Origin of the sequence: Bifidobacterium oedipodis, from assembly GCF_012932425.1 — a bacterium.
Classification (GTDB): domain Bacteria; phylum Actinomycetota; class Actinomycetes; order Actinomycetales; family Bifidobacteriaceae; genus Bifidobacterium; species Bifidobacterium oedipodis.
In genome coordinates, this window is sequence record NZ_JAAIII010000001.1 from 131448 (window position 1) to 150904 (window position 19457).

Here is a 19457-nt window from a genome sequence, read left to right on the forward strand (position 1 = left end):
TTGCGTTGTGATGTGCTCATCGCATGCCATTGTAACCGCGACGACTGCGCGCAAGACGAAACGTCATTCGATGGAGAACGTGTTTTCCACAATGCCAGAGGAGTCATACGCGTCGAATGAGGCGTCGAAGGTGCCGCCGGCATTGGTGGCGGGCGTATAAAAGATGGTCGCACGCATCAGCACGCCCGGCATCGCGAGGCGATGCGTCGAATTCCAATCGTAATCCTGTGAAGCCTCGCTGGGATAGCTGGTGTCGAGCTCATGCCCGTTTTGCATAAGGTCAAGCACGCCGAAATCGGACAGCATATGCGGCCTGTCGGTTTCGTTGATCCAAGTGAGGGTGAGTATCACCGTCTCATTGCCGTTATAATCCTGCGGGCCTTGCCGCACCGATTCGAATCGCAGAGAGATGCGGGGCTGCCCGCCATAGTCGACCAGCGTGGTCATACCCTCGCGGTCGGCTTCACCGGCTTGCGGGGGAGTGTCCATATCGTCGGCGTCGATCTGCGTGAGAGGGCCTGCGGATTGACCATCCTCGAACTCGAACGCGGAGAGGGTGGCCTCATTGTCGCCGCAGATATACACCAAAAACGGCGATGAGCCGTCTTGGGTGGTGAACGCCACCGTCACCGTCTGGGTTTGACCGGCATCGATGGTCGTGAAGTCATCGGCGTCGGCGAATCCGAGCTGCTGTGTGCCTTGGTTGCTTTCGAATCCGTAAGAGCGGTCCAAGGCGATGCCGTTCTGCAAGGCGTCGACATCCACCCTGGAAAGCGGCCGCTCCTCATCGCTGGCATTGGTTACGGTGAGGGAGATGAGCAGCTGGGGATTGCCATCATAATCCTCGGTCAAGCCGTAGGCCGCATGATCAATGGTAATGTCGTAGGCCTGATCGTTATAGTCATATACCCGGCCGGAATGGTCCGAGACGGTGAACGATTCGTTTTCGGTGTATGCGCCGGCATGTTCGGTGATCGTTTCCTCCAAGTACGCGCGCTGTGCGATGATTGCCGCTGTCTGCGTGATAACCAGGAGGATGGCGAGCACCAGTGCGATGATTGCCATGCCCCGTCCCGACTTCCGGGGGTGCGCGCCGGTCCGGGGTATGGCGATGATGGCCAACACCACGGCCACGATGGCGAACAGCATTGACGAGATTGACTCGAAGTTCACCACTGCGATGATGGCGACGATCAGAGCGGCGACGGCGAATCCGGAACGCTTGCCTGTGTTGTTTTGGGTGTTGGGAGCTGTCGTCCGACCGTGCCACGTGTTCTGCGTCGTGGTGTTGGGACGTGGCTGTTGTTTGGATTGCTGGATGGGCCTGCGCTTCGGCTGCCTGACAGGCTGCGTCGGTTGATGGGTAGGCATCTGGACGTTGTGCGTCGATTGCGTCGGTTCGGAGCGAGAGACCTTCGCATCCTGCTGTTTGCGAATCCTGGCGATATGCTCGCGTTGGTCCTGTTCGGCGTCGACTTGCTGGCTGATGCGCGCCGCTTCGACGTCCGGGCTGACATAGTCAGGGGTGTCGTCGGTGTCGAATGGTGATACGTAATCGTCATGCCTCGTGAACAGACCCATGTCAAACCTCTTTGTTCTCAGTCTTTTACGTCCATTCTACGGGCTCCCCGGCTTGTTCTTGTCATCGTACGCGGGATGGCGCATATTACAGTTGCCTCTTGTTGACGATCGGAATGCTTGCGGCAACGCATGCGATGCACAAGAGCGCGGCAATGGCAATAGCATGCGCATAGGCGTCTATTCCCTCCGCGCCCGTCAACAGCGAATTGGCATTCATCAGCACAGTGGGTGAATAAGCCTTTGCCTTCGGTATGATGCTCAATGCATATGCCGCCAGCATCGTCCCGCCGACGCACAGGATGACGCCTGTGTTGTTCTGCAAGAGTGATGACAATAGGATCATCAGGCATATGACCCATACGCCGAACAGCCACCATAGGGCTGCCGAGACGAATAGGTTGTTCGCAATATCGTTATCCCAAAAGTAGGCGTTGTACCCATAGGTGATGGCGAAGCATAGTCCATAGCCGACCGTCCAAAGCGACAGCAGCAACATGGTTTTCGCAAGTACGACCTTATATCTTGACAGGCCTTTAGTCAGTACGAGCAGCAACGTCCCGGATTTGTATTCTTTGGTGAAGATATCGCTGAAGATCAGCACGAAAGCGATAAGCGCCATGGGAATGTTTTTGAAAAACTGCGTCCAGGAAGTCATAGCGTCCACTTGGATATCCGTGACCATCAATCCGTTTTCCGCCATCGTATTGGACAGTATCTCCATCATCCACGGCATCAGCTTTGCGATCGCGGGGTTCATAATGCCGAACATCACGAACAGGAGTGTGAGAATGATGATTTTGCCTGTTCGTGCGGCTTCAAGCCATTCCTTTGTTATGAAGGCCAGTAAGGGCGTCATGTTGTCACCTCCAAAAACAGTGATTCCAGTGTTGGCTCCATTCGTTCGATTCTTTGCACGGGGATTCTGTGTTCGGCGATATAGCACATAACAGCGAAGAAGCAATCCTCGCCGCCATGACACATGAGTGCGTTTTGCCCTGTGCGTCGGAGATCGCCGAATGCCGGCATAAGCGTATCGGCATCTTCTTTGCGCTCCGTTTCGACGATGAATCCGTCGGATGTCCGCCTGCTTCGCAGTTGGGCGATGGTTCCTTGCATGGCGATTCTTCCATCATGCAAAAAGGCGGCTTCGGTGCAGATACGCTCCACATCCGAAAGAATGTGTGTGGAAAACAGCACCGTGGTCTGTTCCCTTGCCGCAAGCAGTATATCCAGTATTTCCTTACGTCCTACGGGATCAAGCGCCGATGTAGGCTCGTCGCAGATCAGCAGTTTCGGGCGGTTGAGAAGAGCCTGCGCGATTCCCAAGCGTTGCTTCATTCCCCTTGAGAAACCTTTGATGCGGTGGCGCTCCTGCCTGAGACCGACCAGATCCAACAGTTCCTTGCTTCTCGTCTTAATGTCGGCTTCGTCCATCCCGCAGATGTTTCCGCAAAAAGTCAGATACTCATACGGCGTCATATAGGAATAGAACTCCGGCACGTCGGGCAGATAGCCGATGTACCGGTTGGTGGCGGTTTGCCCGAAACGCACCTTCTCACCCATAACGTGGATCGCGCCGCAATCGACCTTGAGAAGCCCGAGGATCGCTTTCATCGTCGTTGTTTTTCCGGCGCCGTTTTTTCCGATGAAACCGAAGATGCTGTGTTCGGGAACGGACATATCAATCCCGCAAAGCATTTCTTTACCGCCGAAGCTCTTTCTCAGGTTATGTATCGACAGCACGTCCATATTATTCCTCCCTGCCAATCAGGAAGTAGAGGATCGGGCCGATGAACTCCATGCCGATAATGGCGATAACGAGCCACAAAGTACGATTGCCTCTTTTGTAATTGCTATGGGTCAGAATGTGGTAAAGCGTATAACCCAACAGAGCGAACTGAGCAATCGCCAGCGGGATTAAAAACGGAAGAAACTCCATAACGTTATCCATGTTCTTTTCCTTCCTTTCCATAGGTTTCCACACAAAAGCCTTTATAACCACAGCCAGTGCAGGTCAGTTTTCTGAGCGTAAGAGTGTGCCTTGCGAACATGGCCTCTTTGTGTCGAGGCTTAAACACCTCATGACATTGTGGGCAGATATAGGCGACCCTGTTGAAATAGAATGTTATGACCCAAATCGCATAGGGAATGGCCACCAGAACGTAAAGAGCGAACAACCACCATATTCCTGAAGTAATCCAGAACATGATGGATGTCCACTGAATGATGCCGATGGGAATAGCGGTGATCAACAGGATGGCGTGCAGCCGTCTCATGTTCCTTTTGTTTTCCATCGCATACGCTATATCGCCGATAGAATCGATGGAGAAATTATCTATGCTCCTCAGCCCTCGCCTGATCCCACCGAGCATATCAAGCTTTGCTTGCCTTTCGCGCACTTCCTTGTGAAGCAGCTGCTCCTGCTGTTCGAGCAAAACGGAAATGACACTGCCGGGATCATCCTCGGACAGCAATGCTCCGATGCTGTTGATCGAAATGTCGGCGTCACGAAGGAAGCAGATGATCTTCATGCGCTTCACATCATCTTCCGAATACAGACGCCTGCCGCCCTCCGTGAGTTCGCTGGGCGTAAGAATGCCGCGAGTATCGTAATACTGCACTGTCCTAACGGATACGCCACAGAGCTTCGCGATTTCTCCAGTCGTGTATTTTGACATAGCTTTCACCTCCTTGCACCCTTATTTAACTGCATTACGCAGCGTCACGAGCAACACATCACGCAGGGGGATTTTTGAGAATTCGGGCGTTATCGTTTTCGGCAAGCCTCTATCAAGACTTCTCTAGCAAAGCACATAGAGCAGGGAAGTCCAAGACAAACTGAAATCGCCGGACTTCACCAACCAGTTTTCGACTAATCTGTAAGGTGACTGGCTTATCACGTTGATCTTGTGTTTGTACGATTGGATTATGGGCGTGGATTGGACTGTAGGAAAGTTTCGACAGATGTCGTCGGTGCGTTAGGATCGAAAACATCTGCTAATGGCAGGAGCTGGTGAAATAATGATATGACGGATCTATCAATTGCAGTCGGGGATGCTGCTTGTCTGACATAGTGAAATAGTGGTTCATGATGCGCTATCCGGTTTCGGCATTCATTGATGAGCTTGATTTTTGCATTCAAATCAGCTCTGTTCGTTCCGACAGGCCATGCATGGTGAAGATAGGGAATCCATAAGGCACGTTCATGTGCTTTGTCCGTTAAATGAGCCCAAAAGCCGAAGGAAAGGTTGGCAATGATCTTTCCGGGCTGTGAGAGTTCCTTGTAAGAGGAGGCTGCACTGTGAATGCTTGCTCGGTTCAATGCGTTGGCGTCGAACATTTTGCCGGAGCTGCTACGACGAAGTATGGGGATATTGACCGGAGAGGAGCCATCAAACAGCCATGATTCGGATCCTTCCCAGTGTGAACTGATTGCTCGGTCATAGGCGTTTCGCAAGGCTACCTCGAAGAACGCAATGTCTTTCATCAGCACTTGACCGAGATCGATGTTCCACTCATAGAGACGAAGCGCGCGAGACATATTGTTCCCAGAGGCGTCGAGGTAAGTGCGAAATCGAGGTATGGATAGCCAGTCGTAAACCCAGGTTTTATCAGGCGCAAAGTCTTGGCGTAGAGCGTTGATCATCTAGGCCTCCTTGCCTTGCGGGTAATGCAATGCCCCGGTGACTTGGAAACCAGCGGTCAACACGGGGCTTGTATTCATAATTGTAAATGCGATCTGTGACTTTGCGCTGAGCATAAATTGACAAGAGAATGACATTGCCGGAATGGTTTGCTCCCGCAATCGGAGATATCTCGAGTGTTTTCTGGTTGTGAGACTCTGAGAATGTTTGAGATTGTGGGAATTGCGTCCAGAATCGGAATGCTGAGGCTTGACGCTGATAGGCATTCGTCGAGGAACATGTAGCATGTTAATCGAAAGTTCCCCAATATTGAATGTGGCGATGGCGCCAACAGTAACGAGTAGGGAACTCATGATGCGTAATACATTGATGACGGTGGTTGTTGTGGGAGCTGCTGTGCTTATGTTCGCCGGTGGTTACGGGACATCGGTTGATTGCACCAGCGACAGTGCCCAATGGGCGACGCCGGAATGTCTGGTCCAAGAGAATTCCAAAGCCGATCTGATTGTCGTCGATGGTGTCGCATACGAGCGTGCCACGGATGGAACATCAGTGAGCGGTGACGAAGTTATGGACAAACTCGGCGCTGTTCGTCGCACCGGAGTAAGTACCTCCAAGACTGGGGTGCAACGATGTTGTCTGAAGGCACCGAGATATTCGCTAACATCGCTTCGACGATGGAGGTGCTCGTCGACACCGACGCAGGATATGTGCGCTACCTCAAAGTCGTCGAAGGCTAGTTGATTGCGATATGAGTGGTCGGTTCGAGATACCCTGCAATATGTGCAATATGTGCAATATGTGTATATGGCGTATGCGGCACTGCATTGGAGTGCCGCATACGCTTGAGGACGTTTTAGGACGCCAGGGCCTTGCGGATGCGCTGCAGCGAGGCAGGTTCTTTGGTGCCGATTTCCTGTGCCCACAGGCTCACGTAGAACTCCTCCAACAGCCATCGGGCCGCGTCGGCCTGTTTCATCAGGGCTTCGTGGCGTGGGCCGGCAGGTTCTGCCTTGGCGCGGGCGAGGGCCTTGTCGACCAGTTGCTTGGCTTCATCGGCCTGCCACGCCCATTTCACGTCGCGATTCTTGTCGGACTTCGCCTTGGTGAGGCGGCTGATGTCGGCCTTGAGGTAACGGGTCAGCGAGGTGAGGCGCTTCGGGGGAGTGCGGCCGATGAAACCGGGGTAGACCAGCGTGGCGATATGCTCACGAATCGACTGCAACACCGAGAGCATCGGCAGATCGGCTTTGCCTGAGGTCGCCTTGTCCACGTCGGCGTAGGCCTTGAGCACGGCGATAACGTCGCGCGCCACCTGATAGACGGTGTCCTCATACACCTGCTGTACGTCAAGCACAGCATTGGCCAGCGCCTCATCGTCGGGCAGCTTGTCCACATCGGGCAGCAGACGTTTGACCGCAGCCAACTGCATGTCTTCCACCAGCGCCTTGGTGGACTGGTAGGGAGCGGCGGCGAGCATCAGAGCCTCACTGCCCAGCCAACGGGAAGAAATGCGCTCGTCAGGCAGTCGCAATGCGTCCAATGCGCCGCGCCAGAGCATCGTGGCACGCGATTCGGTGGTGGCACCGGCCTTGTGCAGCAGATTCGCCTGACTGACCAGATTGCCCTGCTGACCGGCTTGTTCGGCCTGCTTTTTGACCATCTGGCGGGCCGAAGCCTCGGCCTCGGCGGCGAACTGACGTTGCAGCGCCTTCAAATCCTTGGATGTGCCCAACACGGTGATCGGACCGCGCCCATGGCGGCGCGTGCGCGGATGCTTGCCGGCGGGCAGCTGCCGTTCAACCGAGAACGTGACTTTAAGATACGGATTCAACCGATCAACCAGTTCCGGGCCCAGCACTTCGGGGTGAATTTGCGCACCCACCGTGGCGATGGCCGCCTGCGTGAACACATGCGCCAAATCCGGCCATGCCGCGGCCCGCCCTTCGGCTGCCGGAATCTGCGAGGATTGCGCGGCCTTCGCACGGCCAGCAGCACCAGCACTGCCCGCAGCACCAGTGCCACCGGCGGCATCGAAAGCATCGGCGATGCTGGAACTCATCGGAGTATTCGGCTTCTGCCTGGAACCAGAGCCCGGCAGATCAGGGTAATGCTCGTCAATCCATCCGCGAATCTTGCGCGCCGCGTCGGGAGCGGGCACGAACTGCACGCGCAACTGCTTGGGCAGGGCCTTGATCATCGCCAGAATCAACTCGTCCAGAAGGCCCGGCACATTCCACGTGAACTGTTCTGGCGTGATGCGGCTCAACGCCTTCAACGGCACATGCACGGTGACGCCATCGAGCGGATTGGCCGGATCATACACATAGCTCAGCCTTAAATCAATAGGCTGGCCATCCGTGCCAAGCGTATGCCAGTGATCGGGGTAATCATCAAGACTCACCTGATCGGAGTCGTTAAGACGCTCGACCTTGCTCGGGTCGAAATCCAACAGATGCGGCTGCTCATCGTGCTTGGTCTTCCACCATTTCGCCAGATCAGCCACACAGGTCACGTCATTGGGAATCCGGGCGTTATAGAAGTCGAACAGATCCTCGTCGCTGACGGTGTCGGCCAACTGTCGCGTACGGCTGGCGTCTTCGGCGGCGTCTTCAAGAACGTCGCGGTTATGGCCCACGAACTCATCCCAGCTAAAACGCTGCTGAATATCGCCCTCGACCAGGCCCTGACGAATCAGGAAATCACGCGCTTCGGGCGGATTGATACGCCCCCACTGCACAGCGCGATCCTGCACAATCGGCAGACCATACAGCAAAACGCGCGCAGTGGCCACGGCCGAACCGCGCGAAGCGGACCAATGCGGCTCAGCATAGGTGGTGCGCGTCAGCGCCCCGGCCAACGGTTCCGCCCACGCCGGGTCGATTACCGCGCAATAGCGTGCCCACAGCCTGCTGGTTTCCACCAGTTCGGTGCTCATCACCCAGCTGGGTGTTTTCTTGGCCACGGCTGAGGCCGGGAACAAGGAGAAATGAGTGCCGCGCGCACCCTGATACTCGTTCTTGCTCTGCTTCTGCGCACGTTTCATCGCGCGCGCCTTGGCGGCACCCGTCAGCCCCGCGAAATCAGAGGCCTTGGGTTCGCGCACCACCTGCATGCCCATCATCGACAGCAAACCGGAAAGCATCGCCTTGTGAATACCATCGGAATCCCACGAACAGCACAGCGAATGCGCCGGCTGCTGGTTCAACGGCTTATTGCGCACCTCCAGGCCAGGGCGTGCGGCAGGCAACGGATCGCCCACCGTGAACTTGAGCTCCTTGCACATCGCCCTAAGCTGGGTGACCAGATCCTTCCACTGGCGCATCCGCAGCCAGCTGAAATACTCGGTTTTGCAAATGCGGCGCAACGCATTATTGCTGGGCTCGCCATCCGCCTGGAACACACGGTCCCAAATGTTCAGCGCCGTCAGAAAATCGCTGGTCTCATCCGCATAACGGTTATGGATGCGATCGGCTTCCTCACGGTTGTCATCCGGACGTTCGCGCGGATCCTGCAAACTCAGGAACGCTACGATAACCAGCACCGCGGCCAGCATGTTCGGCGAGCCCGCCTTCGCCGCCTCGATCACCATACGGCCCAATCGCACATCGATCGGAATGCGAGCAAGCTGACGGCCGGTGTGCGTAAGCGTCACCTCGCCGCGCTTGCGGCCGATGGCCTTCAGCTCGGTCAGCTCGTTGAAACCATCGGAAACGGCCTTCATATCCGGCGGATCGATGAACCCGAAACTGGTCACATCCTCGGCCGTGCGGGCGACCCCCACACTCAGCATGTGCAATACCACCGCACCCAGCGAAGTTCTTAGAATTTCCGGCTCGGTGAAGCGGGGGCGGGTCTCATAATCCTCCCGCGAATACAGTCGGATGGCAATGCCGTCGGCCACACGGCCGCATCGGCCGGAGCGCTGATCGGCGGAGGCCTGACTGATTGGCTCAATTGGCAGGCGCTGCACCTTCGCCGTCTTCGAATAACGGGAGATACGCGCGGTGCCCGGATCCACCACATACCGGATGCCCGGCACGGTCAGTGAGGTTTCAGCCACGTTCGTGGCGATCACAATGCGCTGATGCGTATGCGCTTCAAACACCTTATGCTGGTCGGCGGCGGAAAGACGGGCGAACAACGGCATGATTTCAATGGCATCAGGCCGGCGCATATCCTCGGCGCGAGGGCCGTAATGATGCTTGAGCGCCGCCTCGAACTCGTGAATATCGCGCTCGCCGGAAGCGAAGACGAGAATATCGCGGGGGCCGCGCTCATGGGAGGAATGAATTACCAGTTCGGCACAGGCGCGAGCCACGGCGGTGGGCATGTCACCAATGCCATCATCCGCATAGCCGGCATTGCGATTGCCGCCGCGCCCGTTTCGACCGGGGCGATCCTCACTATCGGCGATGGCGTTCGCCAGCTCCTCGTAATCGGCGTCGCCGGGCCTTGCTCCAACGGCGAAACCGGGCACTTCGCGCATCAGCGCGGGTGCGGTGCCCAGCGGTTCGTAAACCACCTGCACCGGGTATGTTCTGCCGGAGACTTCAATAACCGGCACTTTCTCGTGCAGGGCGTGTTCGAAATGCTCCTGGAATTTCACCGAATCAATGGTGGCGGAGGTGATCACCAGTTTGAGGTCGCGGCGGCGGGGCAGCAGGGCCGTCAGGTAGCCGAGCAGGAAGTCGATGTTAAGGCTGCGCTCGTGCGCCTCGTCGATGATAATCGTGTCATACTGGCTGAGCTTCGGATCGCGCTGGATCTGGGCCAGCAGAATACCATCGGTGACCACCCGCAGGCGTGTGTTCGGCGAGCTTTCGTCGGTGAAGCGCACCTGATAGCCCACTTCGTCGCCCAAACGCACGCCCATTTCGGAGGCGATGCGTTCGGCCACGGTGCGTGCGGCGATACGGCGGGGCTGGGTGTGCACGATTTGGTGGCCGTGCGTGCCGCGGCCGAGTTCCAGCACGATTTTCGGCAGCTGCGTGGTCTTGCCGGAACCGGTTTGTCCGGAGACGATCACCACCTGTGAGCGTTTAATGGCCTCGGCGATATCGTCGCGTGCGGCCGAAACCGGTAGTTCGGGTGGGTATTCGAATTTCATAGCGTTGGTTGTCTATTAGTTGTTATGCAAAACTTCAATGATACGGAAGCCTTTGGAGCTCGCGTATTTGCTGACGGCGAAGCTATCGCCGAGGGCTTCGTCAAGCCAGGGGATCAGGGAATCGGAGCCGAGGTTCTTTTGCACCACCAGATAGGCGGCGCCGCCGACCTTAAGCCGGGGCAGCCATGCCATCAGCAGTGTGTGCAATGTTTCCTTGCCCACGCGAATCGGGGGATTCGACCAGATTGCGTCGAAGGTGAGATCGGCGGGCAGAGATTCTGCCGTCAGCGTGGTGGCGGTGTTGGTGTTGCTGGCAGCGTGACCGGTGTTGCCGGTGCTGAATGTCGGCTGTGCTTCGGCAGGCAGCGGCACGCTCTGATCATCGACCTGCGAGACGTGCACATTGTCGCAGCCATTCGCCTTGGCGTTCGCGCAGGTCAGCTCCAGCGTGCGCTCGTTGACGTCCACAGCCCACACCTGCGCCTGCGGGGATTCGAACGCCATGGCCAGCGTCACCGGTCCCCATCCGCAGCCAAGATCGAGCACCGTGCCCTCTTCGGGCAATTCCGGTGCTTGCCTGAGGAGCACCGAGGTACCCAGATCCACACGGGAGGCGGAGAACACTCCGTTTGATACCTGCACATCCGCGTCATAGCCGCGCAGCGTCACATGCAGGGTACGTCGCACATCCTTGGAGCTGGGTTCCGCCGAAAAATATTGTTCCGCTGACTCGGCTGTGGTGTGCTTGCGCTGCGTGCTCATAATGTCCTCCACAATAACGATTCCGATGGTGCATGCCGGCTGGTTTAGCTTATTGCATGGTATGGCATGCCAAGGAGCGGGCCGACGTGCGGGTTGAGCGTGAACATGCATGTCGTGCCTGAAACCGACCATTCGTGCCCACAAATTTGACTTGGGGGGGGGGGGGTATCGGCTAGGGTTGAAATTATGCCCGTAGTGGCATGTGGTGCATGAAAGGAAGTGACTCATGGAAGAGCACAGAAACCTATTTTCAATCTATAGAACAGCGACGGGGGTATTGGCTGCAACGGCAATGCTGACGGTTGCAGGCGCATTCCCGGCGGCGGCTTTTGCCGATGAAACGGATGCCATGCAAGGAACGGTTGAGACAACACAAACGACTGCTCCTACCGACAATGAGACGTCGGATGCTGGCAATACCGGTGATACTGCTGGTAATGCTGATAATACTGGCGACGACGCTGATGCCGGTGTTACTGGTGACATTGGTGACACTGGTGAAGTGAGCAATGGCGATGGTGCGGGCGTTACCGGCACCATTGATGACGATCAGACCACTGGCAATGAAGCTGACGGCGAGACAACCACCGTTGGCGGATTTACGGTGCAGGGTGGCGTTTCTGGGACGGATTATACGTTTACAGAGAAAACCAAGACCCTCACCATCACAACCGCCACGCCTCTGGTAATCAACACTCCGGACTACACCGAAGAAAGCCCGCTTGATGCCCGTATTGTGGTGAGCATGCCAGATGAGAACACCGAGGCTGATATTACCTTTGCGGGAGTGCATATTGCGTATGCCAATCCCAGCAAATATGGGCAGCAAAGTGCGATGCAAATTACTAAGGGTGCGCTGAGCCTGACACTCCAGGGTGCCAATTCGCTGAAAGTAACTCAAGGCTATGGTGCCGGATTGGAAAACAGCACGCATAAGCTCACCATCCAAGAAGCTCAAGGTGGCGGATCCCTGACTGCAGTTGGTCAGACAGCGGCCGGCATTGGCGGCGGCAGAGCTCGGGGCACATACGATGCTGCCAATATCACCATTAATTCTGGAACCATCATCGCTATAGGCAGTGAGCAAGGTGCTGGCATTGGCGGTGGCTGGGGTGGAAGCGCCACCAATATCACCATCAATGGTGGCAATGTGACCGCCACCGGCACGACGCTTACCAATGGTAGTGCGGGTATTGGCGGAGGATACGTTGGTGATGCATCCAATATCACCATCACCGGCGGAGTGGTCAATGCGAGTGGAATTACCGGTATTGGCGGAGGCCTCTGGGGCGACGGTTCTCATATCACTATTAGTGGTACTGCGCAGGTAACAGCAACTGGCAACGGCGGTGCCGGCATCGGTGGCGGTCAAGGGGCCAATGGATCGGACATCCTCATTTCCGGCACGGCAACGGTGAGCGCGCAATCCAATGGAAGTGGCGCGGCTATTGGCGGCGGTTATGACAGTGGCTATAACGGTGATGATGATAAGGGCAATGGCACAAATATCACCATTACTGGTGGGGTTACCGTTACAGCTATTGCCGAAGGCAATAGAAACAAAGGTGCTGCTATTGGCGGTGGAAACTATGGCAATGGCACAGGTATACGTATTGAATCTTCTGACGATGGAACGCCTACCGTTATCGCACGGGGCATCATTGGCATTGGCGCAGGCGTGTCTGGCGCAAGGTCAGACGTCACCATCAGCGCAGGAACAATCACCGCTACAGGAACAAGTCTTGCTTGGCCAGCTATTGGTAATGGTGATGAATCCGTCAAGGTGACGATTGCCGGTGGCACTGTAACAGCTCAGACAGCAGGTTCTAGAGCTGCGGCTATTGGCGGTGACGGGGATTCCAAAAATGTGGAAGTGAACATTAGCGGAGGTTTTATCACGGCTTCTGCTACAGGTAAGAATGCCAAGCCCATTGACGGTGCAGTATCCATTACCGGCGGCGCGTTCCCCGTCGAAGCATACGCGGATGAAGGCAAGATCTACGGCGTCGCGCTGGATGACGGTTATGTCATTGTGCCGAATCCGGATGCTGCTACGAAAGACAGCCACCCCACGCTGGTGCTTCCTAAAGAACAAGTTGTCGAAGGCGAAGCGTCCATCACATTGGCGTCAAGTAGCGAGTACGACGGTGCCGCTGTCGATGATGTCGATGTCGTGACTGCCGCGGCATATGGCGATGGAACGGACGCGACGGCCAAGGTGGCACTGACTTGGGCTGATACAGCGGGCAATACTCTGGGATCGGCTCCCACAGATGCCGGAACCTATAAGGTAACCGCCACGTTGCCGGATTCCGGAACGCTTGATGCCAATACCGCGGCATTGAATGGCAAGTATTGCAAAGGCACCACGAAGTCGCAAACGTACACCATTACGCAAAAACCCGTAGCCCTCACATGGGACGGGCATGACGATCGTGTGGAAGACGACGGCAAGGCGGTCACGGCCACCATCTCAGATGGTGTGTTGGAAGCCGATGCCAGCGGTGTTGCTGTCGAAGTTTCCGGCGGCGATGTGCAAACATCAGGTACACATACGGCAACTGCTACGTTAACCGGCGAGCGTGCACACAATTATGTGATTGAGGATGGTCAGAACACCATCTCGTTTACTATCCGTCGTGCAACATCGCCGACCCCATCGTATCAAGCCCGTATTGTTGTGACGGCGAAACCCGACAAGCTCGCCTACAAAATTGGCGAACCACTTGATCTGACGGGATTGGTGGTCACACAATACACATCAGGAGGCTTGTCGTTTGTTATCGGAACAGACAAGTACACGGTAACAGGCTTCGACTCGTCCAAGCCGGGCAAGCAGACCATCACCATCACGCTCAACGACAACACGAGCATGACGGCCTCGTTCACCGTAACGGTAGCCACCTCCGATCTGCAAGTGCGCCGCCTGTATAACCCGACCACCGGTGAGCACTTCTATACCGCTAACGAAACTGAGTGGGCATACCTCATCACCATCGGTTGGCGTGACGAAGGCGTGGGCTTCACGATGAGCGATTACGGCACCCCCGTATATCGCCTATACCAGCCCGGCGGCAAACACATGTTCACCACCAATAAAACTGAATACAAGCATCTGAAAACAGTCGGTTGGCGCGACGAAGGCATCGCATTCCACGTGCCAGAAGAGGCGACGACCGATGCCTATCGCCTGTACAACACGTCGAATGGCGACCACCTCTTCACCACGAATTGGTTGGAGTACACAGTGCTGCGCATCTTGCCATGGTGGCGTGGCGAAGGCGTAGGCTTCCGCGCACAGTAATGTTCAGAATGTTCAGCCGCACGCAATGATCGCATTGCTGAGGTGGCTGTGAGCGAACAGTGCCCCATTGTCTGCTTGATTGCGGATAATGGGGCACTGCCGTAAAGGCTATGGAATACTTCACACACAACGACGATGGGCGGATATTGACGGACGACCTGAATACTGCGCAAACGCAAGATATGGCTATGCAGCTCGAGACTATGCAACCCCAGACCGCGCAGCCAACGCGCGATGAAATCATGGCGGATTCTCCCGCCAGTGCTGCAGCGGCGGATAACGCAGACCCTGCAAGCGGGCACCGCGACGTGCTGGGCGAACAGTCCGAAGTATTGCTTGATGAGGGCGCGCGCGGCGTTGATTTCGACAATTCCGGCGACGAAGCCTGGCAGGAACGTGAATCGCGCAACCAGCTTAAGCATGTTGAAGGTTTGGGCGAACTGCAAGACGTCACCGAAGTCGAATACCGCAAGGTGCGACTGGAACGCGTGGTACTTGTGGGCGTATGGTCGCGCGCTAACACCACCGAAGCTAAGGCCGAGGAATCCTTGAGGGAGCTGGCGGCGCTCGCCGAAACCGCCGGTGCCGTGGTATGCGACGGTCTGCTGCAGCACAGGCTGCGCCCTGACTCCGCCACCTATGTCGGTAGCGGTAAAGCAAAAGAGATCGCCGATATTGTGGCCATCAAGGAAGCCGACACCATTGTGGTGGACGACGATCTGCCGCCAAGCCAGCGCCGTGCCTTGGAAGATGCAACCAAGGTGAAGGTGGTGGATCGCACCGCCGTGATTCTCGATATCTTCGCCCAGCACGCCACCTCGCGCGAAGGCAAGGCACAGGTGGAACTGGCGCAACTGCAATACATGCTGCCGCGACTGCGCGGTTGGGGTGGTTCTCTGTCTCGTCAGGCCGGTGGTCAGGCCGCAGGCCAGAACGGTGGTATTGGTTCGCGAGGCCCTGGTGAGACACAGATCGAAATGGATCGCCGTGTGATTCGCACGCGTATCGCCCGTTTGAAGAAGCAGATTCGACAGATGGCCCCCGCGCGCGAGGTCAAACGTGGTTCTCGCCGTCGTTTTGGACTGCCGACCGTGGCTGTGGTCGGCTATACGAACGCGGGCAAATCCTCGCTGACCAACCGGCTCACCGGTTCGGCTGAGTTGGTGGAGAACGCGCTGTTCGCCACGCTGGATACGGCCGTGCGTCGCGCCAAAACCCGTGATGGTCGTGCCTACGCCTATGTGGACACGGTCGGCTTTGTGCGCCGCCTACCCACCCAGCTGGTTGAAGCGTTCAAATCCACGTTGGAAGAAGTGGCCGAAGCCGACATCATTCTGCACGTGGTGGATGGCTCCCACCCGGATCCGTTCTCCCAGATTGACGCGGTGAATGACGTGCTTGCCGACATCGACGGCACTGCCGCGATCCCGCGCATCACCGTGTTCAACAAAGCCGATCAGATCGATCAGTCCACGCGACAGCGTTTGGCTGCGCTGGAGCCTGAGGCGCATATCGTTTCTGCCTATAACGGCGAAGGCTTGGACGAGCTGCGTGCCGCAGTGGAGGCGCTGCTGCCCGTGCCGCATGTGCATGTGCGCGCCTTGCTGCCGTATACCGCCGGGTCGTTGCTGTCGCGCGTGCGCGAATACGGCAATGTGTCCACGGTGGACTACCGTGACGACGGCGTGCTGCTTGAAGCCGATGTCGATTCGCATCTGGCGGCCCACATCATCGAACAGTCCATCGATGATGGCGCTGACGATCATGCTGCTGGAATTGACGATGCCGTGGCTGGTGCTGGTGCTGGTACAGCGGCCGGTACCGTGGCCGAAGAAGCATAAACATGAGGAATGTCACAAGCTTGTTTGGCCTATAGTGGTCAAGCATTATCGTGAACGCTAACAACCGTTGTGAACATTGCCCTGATGGCATCTGGCAATAAACGCCGGGTATTTGGGCAACGTCTCATAGGGTGGATAAAGTGAAACTGTTAGCAACACGGCCTGCTTTCTCACGCAGACCGCCTTTGAAGAGAGGTAAACCAATCATGGCGGAAACAACCGTTAAGCCCACGAAGCTTGCTGTTATTGGTGCCGGTGCCGTCGGCTCCACCCTTGCGTTCGCTGCCGCACAGCGCGGCGTTGCTCGTGAAATCGTGCTCGAGGATATCGCTACCGAGCGCGTCGAGGCCGAAGTGCTGGATATGCAGCACGGCTCCAGCTTCTACCCGACCGTGACCATCAGCGGCGGCGACACCCCTGAGGTGTGCCGTGACGCCGACATGATCGTCATCACCGCTGGCCCGCGTCAGAAGCCGGGACAGTCCCGTCTGGAACTGGTGGGTGCCACCATCAACATTCTGAAGGCCATCATCCCGCCGCTGGTCGAGGTGGCCCCGAACGCCATCTACATGCTCATCACCAACCCGGTGGACATCGCCACCCACGTGGCCCAGAAGATCTCCGGCCTGCCTGAGAACCAGGTGTTCGGCTCCGGTACCAACCTTGACTCCGCTCGTCTGCGCTTCCTGATCGCGCAGCAGACCGGCGTCAACGTCAAGAACGTGCACGCCTACATCGCCGGCGAACACGGCGATTCCGAAGTGCCGCTGTGGGCTTCCGCAACCATCGGTGGCGTGCCCATGTGCGACTGGACCCCGCTGCCCGGCCACGCTCCGCTTGATGCCGAAGTGCGTGAGCAGATTCACCAGGACGTTAAGAACGCCGCCTACAAGATCATCAACGGCAAGGGCGCGACCAACTACGCCATTGGCATGTCCGGCGTGGACATCATCGAGGCCGTGCTCAAGGATTCCAACCGCATTCTGCCTGTGAGCTCCATGTTGAAGGACTTCCACGGCATCTCCGACGTGTGCATGTCTGTGCCGACCCTGATCAACCGTTCCGGCGTGAACACCGCCATCAACACGCCTGTTTCCGATAAGGAACTCGCCGCGCTGAAGCGCTCCGCAGAAACCCTGCGTGAGACCGCCGCCCAGTTCGGCTTCTGATTCTCATGATCTGATGCTTCTGTTCGAAGCGTCAGAAGAATGAATCTCCCGGCTATCGACTGCTTTCGATAGCCGGGAGATTTGTTTATTCGTGCAGATTCTCAGCCGAGACGGAGGTGTAGCCCTCCGGTTCAAGCTGGAAGGTGGTGTGGGGAACCGAAACCGGGAAATGCTCGCGTAGACAATCCTGCAATTGGGCGAGGATGTCACCGGCCTGTTCCATCGTCAGCCCGCGTTCCACCACCACATGCGCCATAAGAATCGGCATGCCGGTGGCCACGGTGCTGGCATGCAGATCATGCACGGCGACCACATGCGGCACCTGTTCCAAGTGGGTGCGCACGGCATCAAGATCGAGGCCATCCGGAGTTTCTTCCAACAGCACTTTAACCGCATTGGCAAGCAATTTGATGGCGCGCGGAATCATCATCAGTGCGATAATGCCGCCGGCCACGGCATCGAAGCCGCTCCAGCTGGTCGACATCATCACCAGAGCCGAAATCACCACCGCCACCGAACCGAGTGCGTCATTCATCACCTCAAGGAACGCCGCCCTCATATTCATATTGTCTTCGCGCTGCGAAGCGAGAATGGCTATCGATCCGATATTCGCCGCAAGTCCAAGCAGACCGACGAACAGCAGCAGACCAATATCGCTGATATCGCTCGGGCGGCCGCCAAACAGGCGCATGCCGGCTTCGACCAGTGCATACAATCCCACAATCAGCAAAACCACTGCGCCCGCGGCCGCGGTGATCACCTCCAAGCGCGCCCAACCCCAAGTGCGGTGGGAACTTGGTTTGCGTTGCATCAGTATCGCCGTGACGGTGGAGGCGATAAGCACCGACATGTCGGTGAGCATATGGCCGGCATCCACAAGCAGAGCCAGCGAATCGGTAAGAATTGCAGACACAACCTCGATAAGGAACACCGTTGCCGTAAGCGAGAGCGTAGCAATCAGTCGCTTCTGATGGGCGGCGGAAACATCGGCCTGCGAGGAGCCGGAGGGGAGATGTGTGTGCGTGTGAGCCATGTTGGTAATCCTTCCTTGCTGAAAGCGCTTCTCAATACCATTTGCGATAACGTCCAAATACGACGAAACCCCGGACTAAGTCCGGGGTTTCAATAACTGATGCTAACTATAGCATGTACGTAGCTATGGTGCCGGAGACGTTCACAGTTTGCGAAGTACGGTGACGACTTTGCCCATGATGGTGGCGTGGGTGCCGTCGATGGGGGAGTAGGCGGGGTTGTGCGGCATCAGCCACACGTGGCCATTGTCTTCGCGGAAGGTTTTGACCGTGGCCTCGTCGTCCAGCAGTGCGGCGACGATGTCGCCGTTGACGGCGGAGTTCTGTTCGCGCACCACCACGAAGTCGCCGTCGCAGATGGCTGCATCCACCATCGAATCGCCATGCACCTCAAGCATGAACAGGGTGCCGCCTCCGGTAAGGCGTTCGGGCAGACGCATCACATCGTCCACATGTTGCTCGGCGGTGATGGGTGTGCCGGCTGCGATGCGCCCGACCAGCGGCACGTCATGCGATTCGCTGATCGTTTCGCTGGGGAACTGATAGATTTGCGCGACCTGCGGCTTTGCGGTGGCCTTATTGTGCACGGTTGTGTGGTTTGTGCTCTCAGCATCTGTGCTGGAGCCGGCGACCACCTCTATGGCACGACCTTTGTTGGCGTTGACGCGAATGAAGCCTTTGTCTTCAAGGGCCATGAGTTGGTGCTTCACCGAAGAGGGACTTTTGAGCCCGGCGGCTTCACCGATTTCACGAAAGGAGGGGGCGAAGCCCTGCTTGTCAATGTGGGAGCGAATGGCCTGGAGCACCTTGCGCTGGCGGTCGGTTAATGCCGACTCGTCCGGCTCTTGTTTCGGGGTGAAGGGGATGGTGCTCACGTCGTGGCTCCTTTCTTGGGTTTAGACATCAAGCATAGCGTGATATGCAAGCGAGAGCAAACATTTGTTCGAGTGTCGGCTTGACTTATTCGAACATATGTGCCATTATAAGAACACATGTTCGATAGAACGAATGTTCG

General features: G+C 56.9%; 12 protein-coding genes and 2 pseudogenes. 3 read left to right on the plus strand and 11 right to left on the minus strand.

Features of this window, described 5'->3' with window-relative positions:
* Positions 1 to 63: 63 nt before the first annotated feature.
* The 9 genes and pseudogenes from G1C95_RS00560 to G1C95_RS00595 all read right to left on the minus strand — a co-directional run bounded on the left by G1C95_RS00560 (position 64) and on the right by G1C95_RS00595 (position 11097).
* A complete protein-coding gene (locus G1C95_RS00560) occupies positions 64 to 1581 on the minus strand; it encodes a DUF4190 domain-containing protein (protein WP_169171005.1) in 1518 nt (505 codons plus the stop codon).
* 85 nt (positions 1582 to 1666) lie between these two features.
* Entirely contained in the window at positions 1667 to 2437 is a 771-nt protein-coding gene (locus G1C95_RS00565) for an ABC transporter permease subunit (protein ID WP_169171006.1), read from the minus strand.
* The gene (locus G1C95_RS00570) at positions 2434 to 3330 is read right to left on the minus strand and encodes an ABC transporter ATP-binding protein (RefSeq protein ID WP_169171007.1); all 897 of its coding nucleotides are present in this window, start codon (positions 3328 to 3330) and stop codon (positions 2434 to 2436) included. The genes G1C95_RS00565 and G1C95_RS00570 overlap by 4 nt, the downstream gene beginning before the upstream one ends.
* A gap of 1 nt (position 3331) precedes the next feature.
* Positions 3332 to 3532: a PLDc N-terminal domain-containing protein gene (locus tag G1C95_RS00575; RefSeq protein WP_169171008.1), complete on the minus strand. Its 201-nt coding sequence runs from the start codon at positions 3530 to 3532 to the stop codon at positions 3332 to 3334.
* A complete protein-coding gene (locus G1C95_RS00580; protein WP_169171009.1) occupies positions 3525 to 4259 on the minus strand; it encodes a MerR family transcriptional regulator in 735 nt (244 codons plus the stop codon). The genes G1C95_RS00575 and G1C95_RS00580 overlap by 8 nt, the downstream gene beginning before the upstream one ends.
* Before the next feature lie 248 nt (positions 4260 to 4507).
* Positions 4508 to 5227, minus strand: a complete 720-nt coding sequence (locus G1C95_RS00585; protein ID WP_169171010.1) for an Abi family protein — start codon at positions 5225 to 5227, stop codon at positions 4508 to 4510.
* Between the two features lie 854 nt (positions 5228 to 6081).
* Positions 6082 to 9564: pseudogene (locus G1C95_RS12730) on the minus strand (DUF3418 domain-containing protein); the annotation flags it as partial.
* Positions 9565 to 9897: 333 nt separating this feature from the next.
* Positions 9898 to 10335: pseudogene (locus tag G1C95_RS12735) on the minus strand (DEAD/DEAH box helicase); the annotation flags it as partial.
* 15 nt (positions 10336 to 10350) lie between these two features.
* Positions 10351 to 11097 carry a class I SAM-dependent methyltransferase gene (locus tag G1C95_RS00595; RefSeq protein WP_169171012.1) on the minus strand — a complete coding sequence of 249 codons (747 nt, stop codon included), beginning with the start codon at positions 11095 to 11097 and terminating at the stop codon, positions 10351 to 10353.
* 277 nt (positions 11098 to 11374) lie between these two features.
* Between G1C95_RS00595 and G1C95_RS00600 the strand changes: the two genes are divergently transcribed.
* From G1C95_RS00600 to G1C95_RS00610, 3 genes are all read left to right on the plus strand, one after another.
* A complete protein-coding gene (locus tag G1C95_RS00600; protein WP_169171013.1) occupies positions 11375 to 14401 on the plus strand; it encodes a bacterial Ig-like domain-containing protein in 3027 nt (1008 codons plus the stop codon).
* Positions 14402 to 14643: 242 nt separating this feature from the next.
* Positions 14644 to 16242 (plus strand): GTPase HflX, encoded by a 1599-nt coding sequence (gene hflX, locus G1C95_RS00605; protein ID WP_169171480.1) that lies wholly within the window; start codon positions 14644 to 14646, stop codon positions 16240 to 16242.
* 206 nt (positions 16243 to 16448) lie between these two features.
* Positions 16449 to 17411 carry an L-lactate dehydrogenase gene (locus tag G1C95_RS00610; protein ID WP_169171014.1) on the plus strand — a complete coding sequence of 321 codons (963 nt, stop codon included), beginning with the start codon at positions 16449 to 16451 and terminating at the stop codon, positions 17409 to 17411.
* 85 nt (positions 17412 to 17496) lie between these two features.
* Here the strand turns inward: G1C95_RS00610 and G1C95_RS00615 are convergent, their stop codons facing one another.
* Both G1C95_RS00615 and lexA read right to left on the minus strand, forming a co-directional pair.
* On the minus strand, positions 17497 to 18444 hold the full coding sequence (locus G1C95_RS00615; RefSeq protein ID WP_169171015.1) for a cation diffusion facilitator family transporter: 948 nt from the start codon (positions 18442 to 18444) through the stop codon (positions 17497 to 17499).
* Between the two features lie 141 nt (positions 18445 to 18585).
* A complete protein-coding gene (gene lexA / locus G1C95_RS00620) occupies positions 18586 to 19317 on the minus strand; it encodes a transcriptional repressor LexA (protein ID WP_169171016.1) in 732 nt (243 codons plus the stop codon).
* Positions 19318 to 19457 lie beyond the last annotated feature (140 nt).

Coding starts and splice junctions, on each gene's coding strand:
- G1C95_RS00595 (WP_169171012.1), bottom strand. CDS start 11,097: ATGAGCACGCAGCGCAAGCACACCACAGCCGAGTCAGCGGAACAATAT.
- G1C95_RS00610 (WP_169171014.1), top strand. CDS start 16,449: ATGGCGGAAACAACCGTTAAGCCCACGAAGCTTGCTGTTATTGGTGCC.
- G1C95_RS00615 (WP_169171015.1), bottom strand. CDS start 18,444: ATGGCTCACACGCACACACATCTCCCCTCCGGCTCCTCGCAGGCCGAT.
- G1C95_RS00560 (WP_169171005.1), bottom strand. CDS start 1,581: ATGGGTCTGTTCACGAGGCATGACGATTACGTATCACCATTCGACACC.
- G1C95_RS00585 (WP_169171010.1), bottom strand. CDS start 5,227: ATGATCAACGCTCTACGCCAAGACTTTGCGCCTGATAAAACCTGGGTT.
- G1C95_RS00570 (WP_169171007.1), bottom strand. CDS start 3,330: ATGGACGTGCTGTCGATACATAACCTGAGAAAGAGCTTCGGCGGTAAA.
- G1C95_RS00565 (WP_169171006.1), bottom strand. CDS start 2,437: ATGACGCCCTTACTGGCCTTCATAACAAAGGAATGGCTTGAAGCCGCA.
- hflX (WP_169171480.1), top strand. CDS start 14,644: ATGGCGGATTCTCCCGCCAGTGCTGCAGCGGCGGATAACGCAGACCCT.
- G1C95_RS00580 (WP_169171009.1), bottom strand. CDS start 4,259: ATGTCAAAATACACGACTGGAGAAATCGCGAAGCTCTGTGGCGTATCC.
- G1C95_RS00575 (WP_169171008.1), bottom strand. CDS start 3,532: ATGGATAACGTTATGGAGTTTCTTCCGTTTTTAATCCCGCTGGCGATT.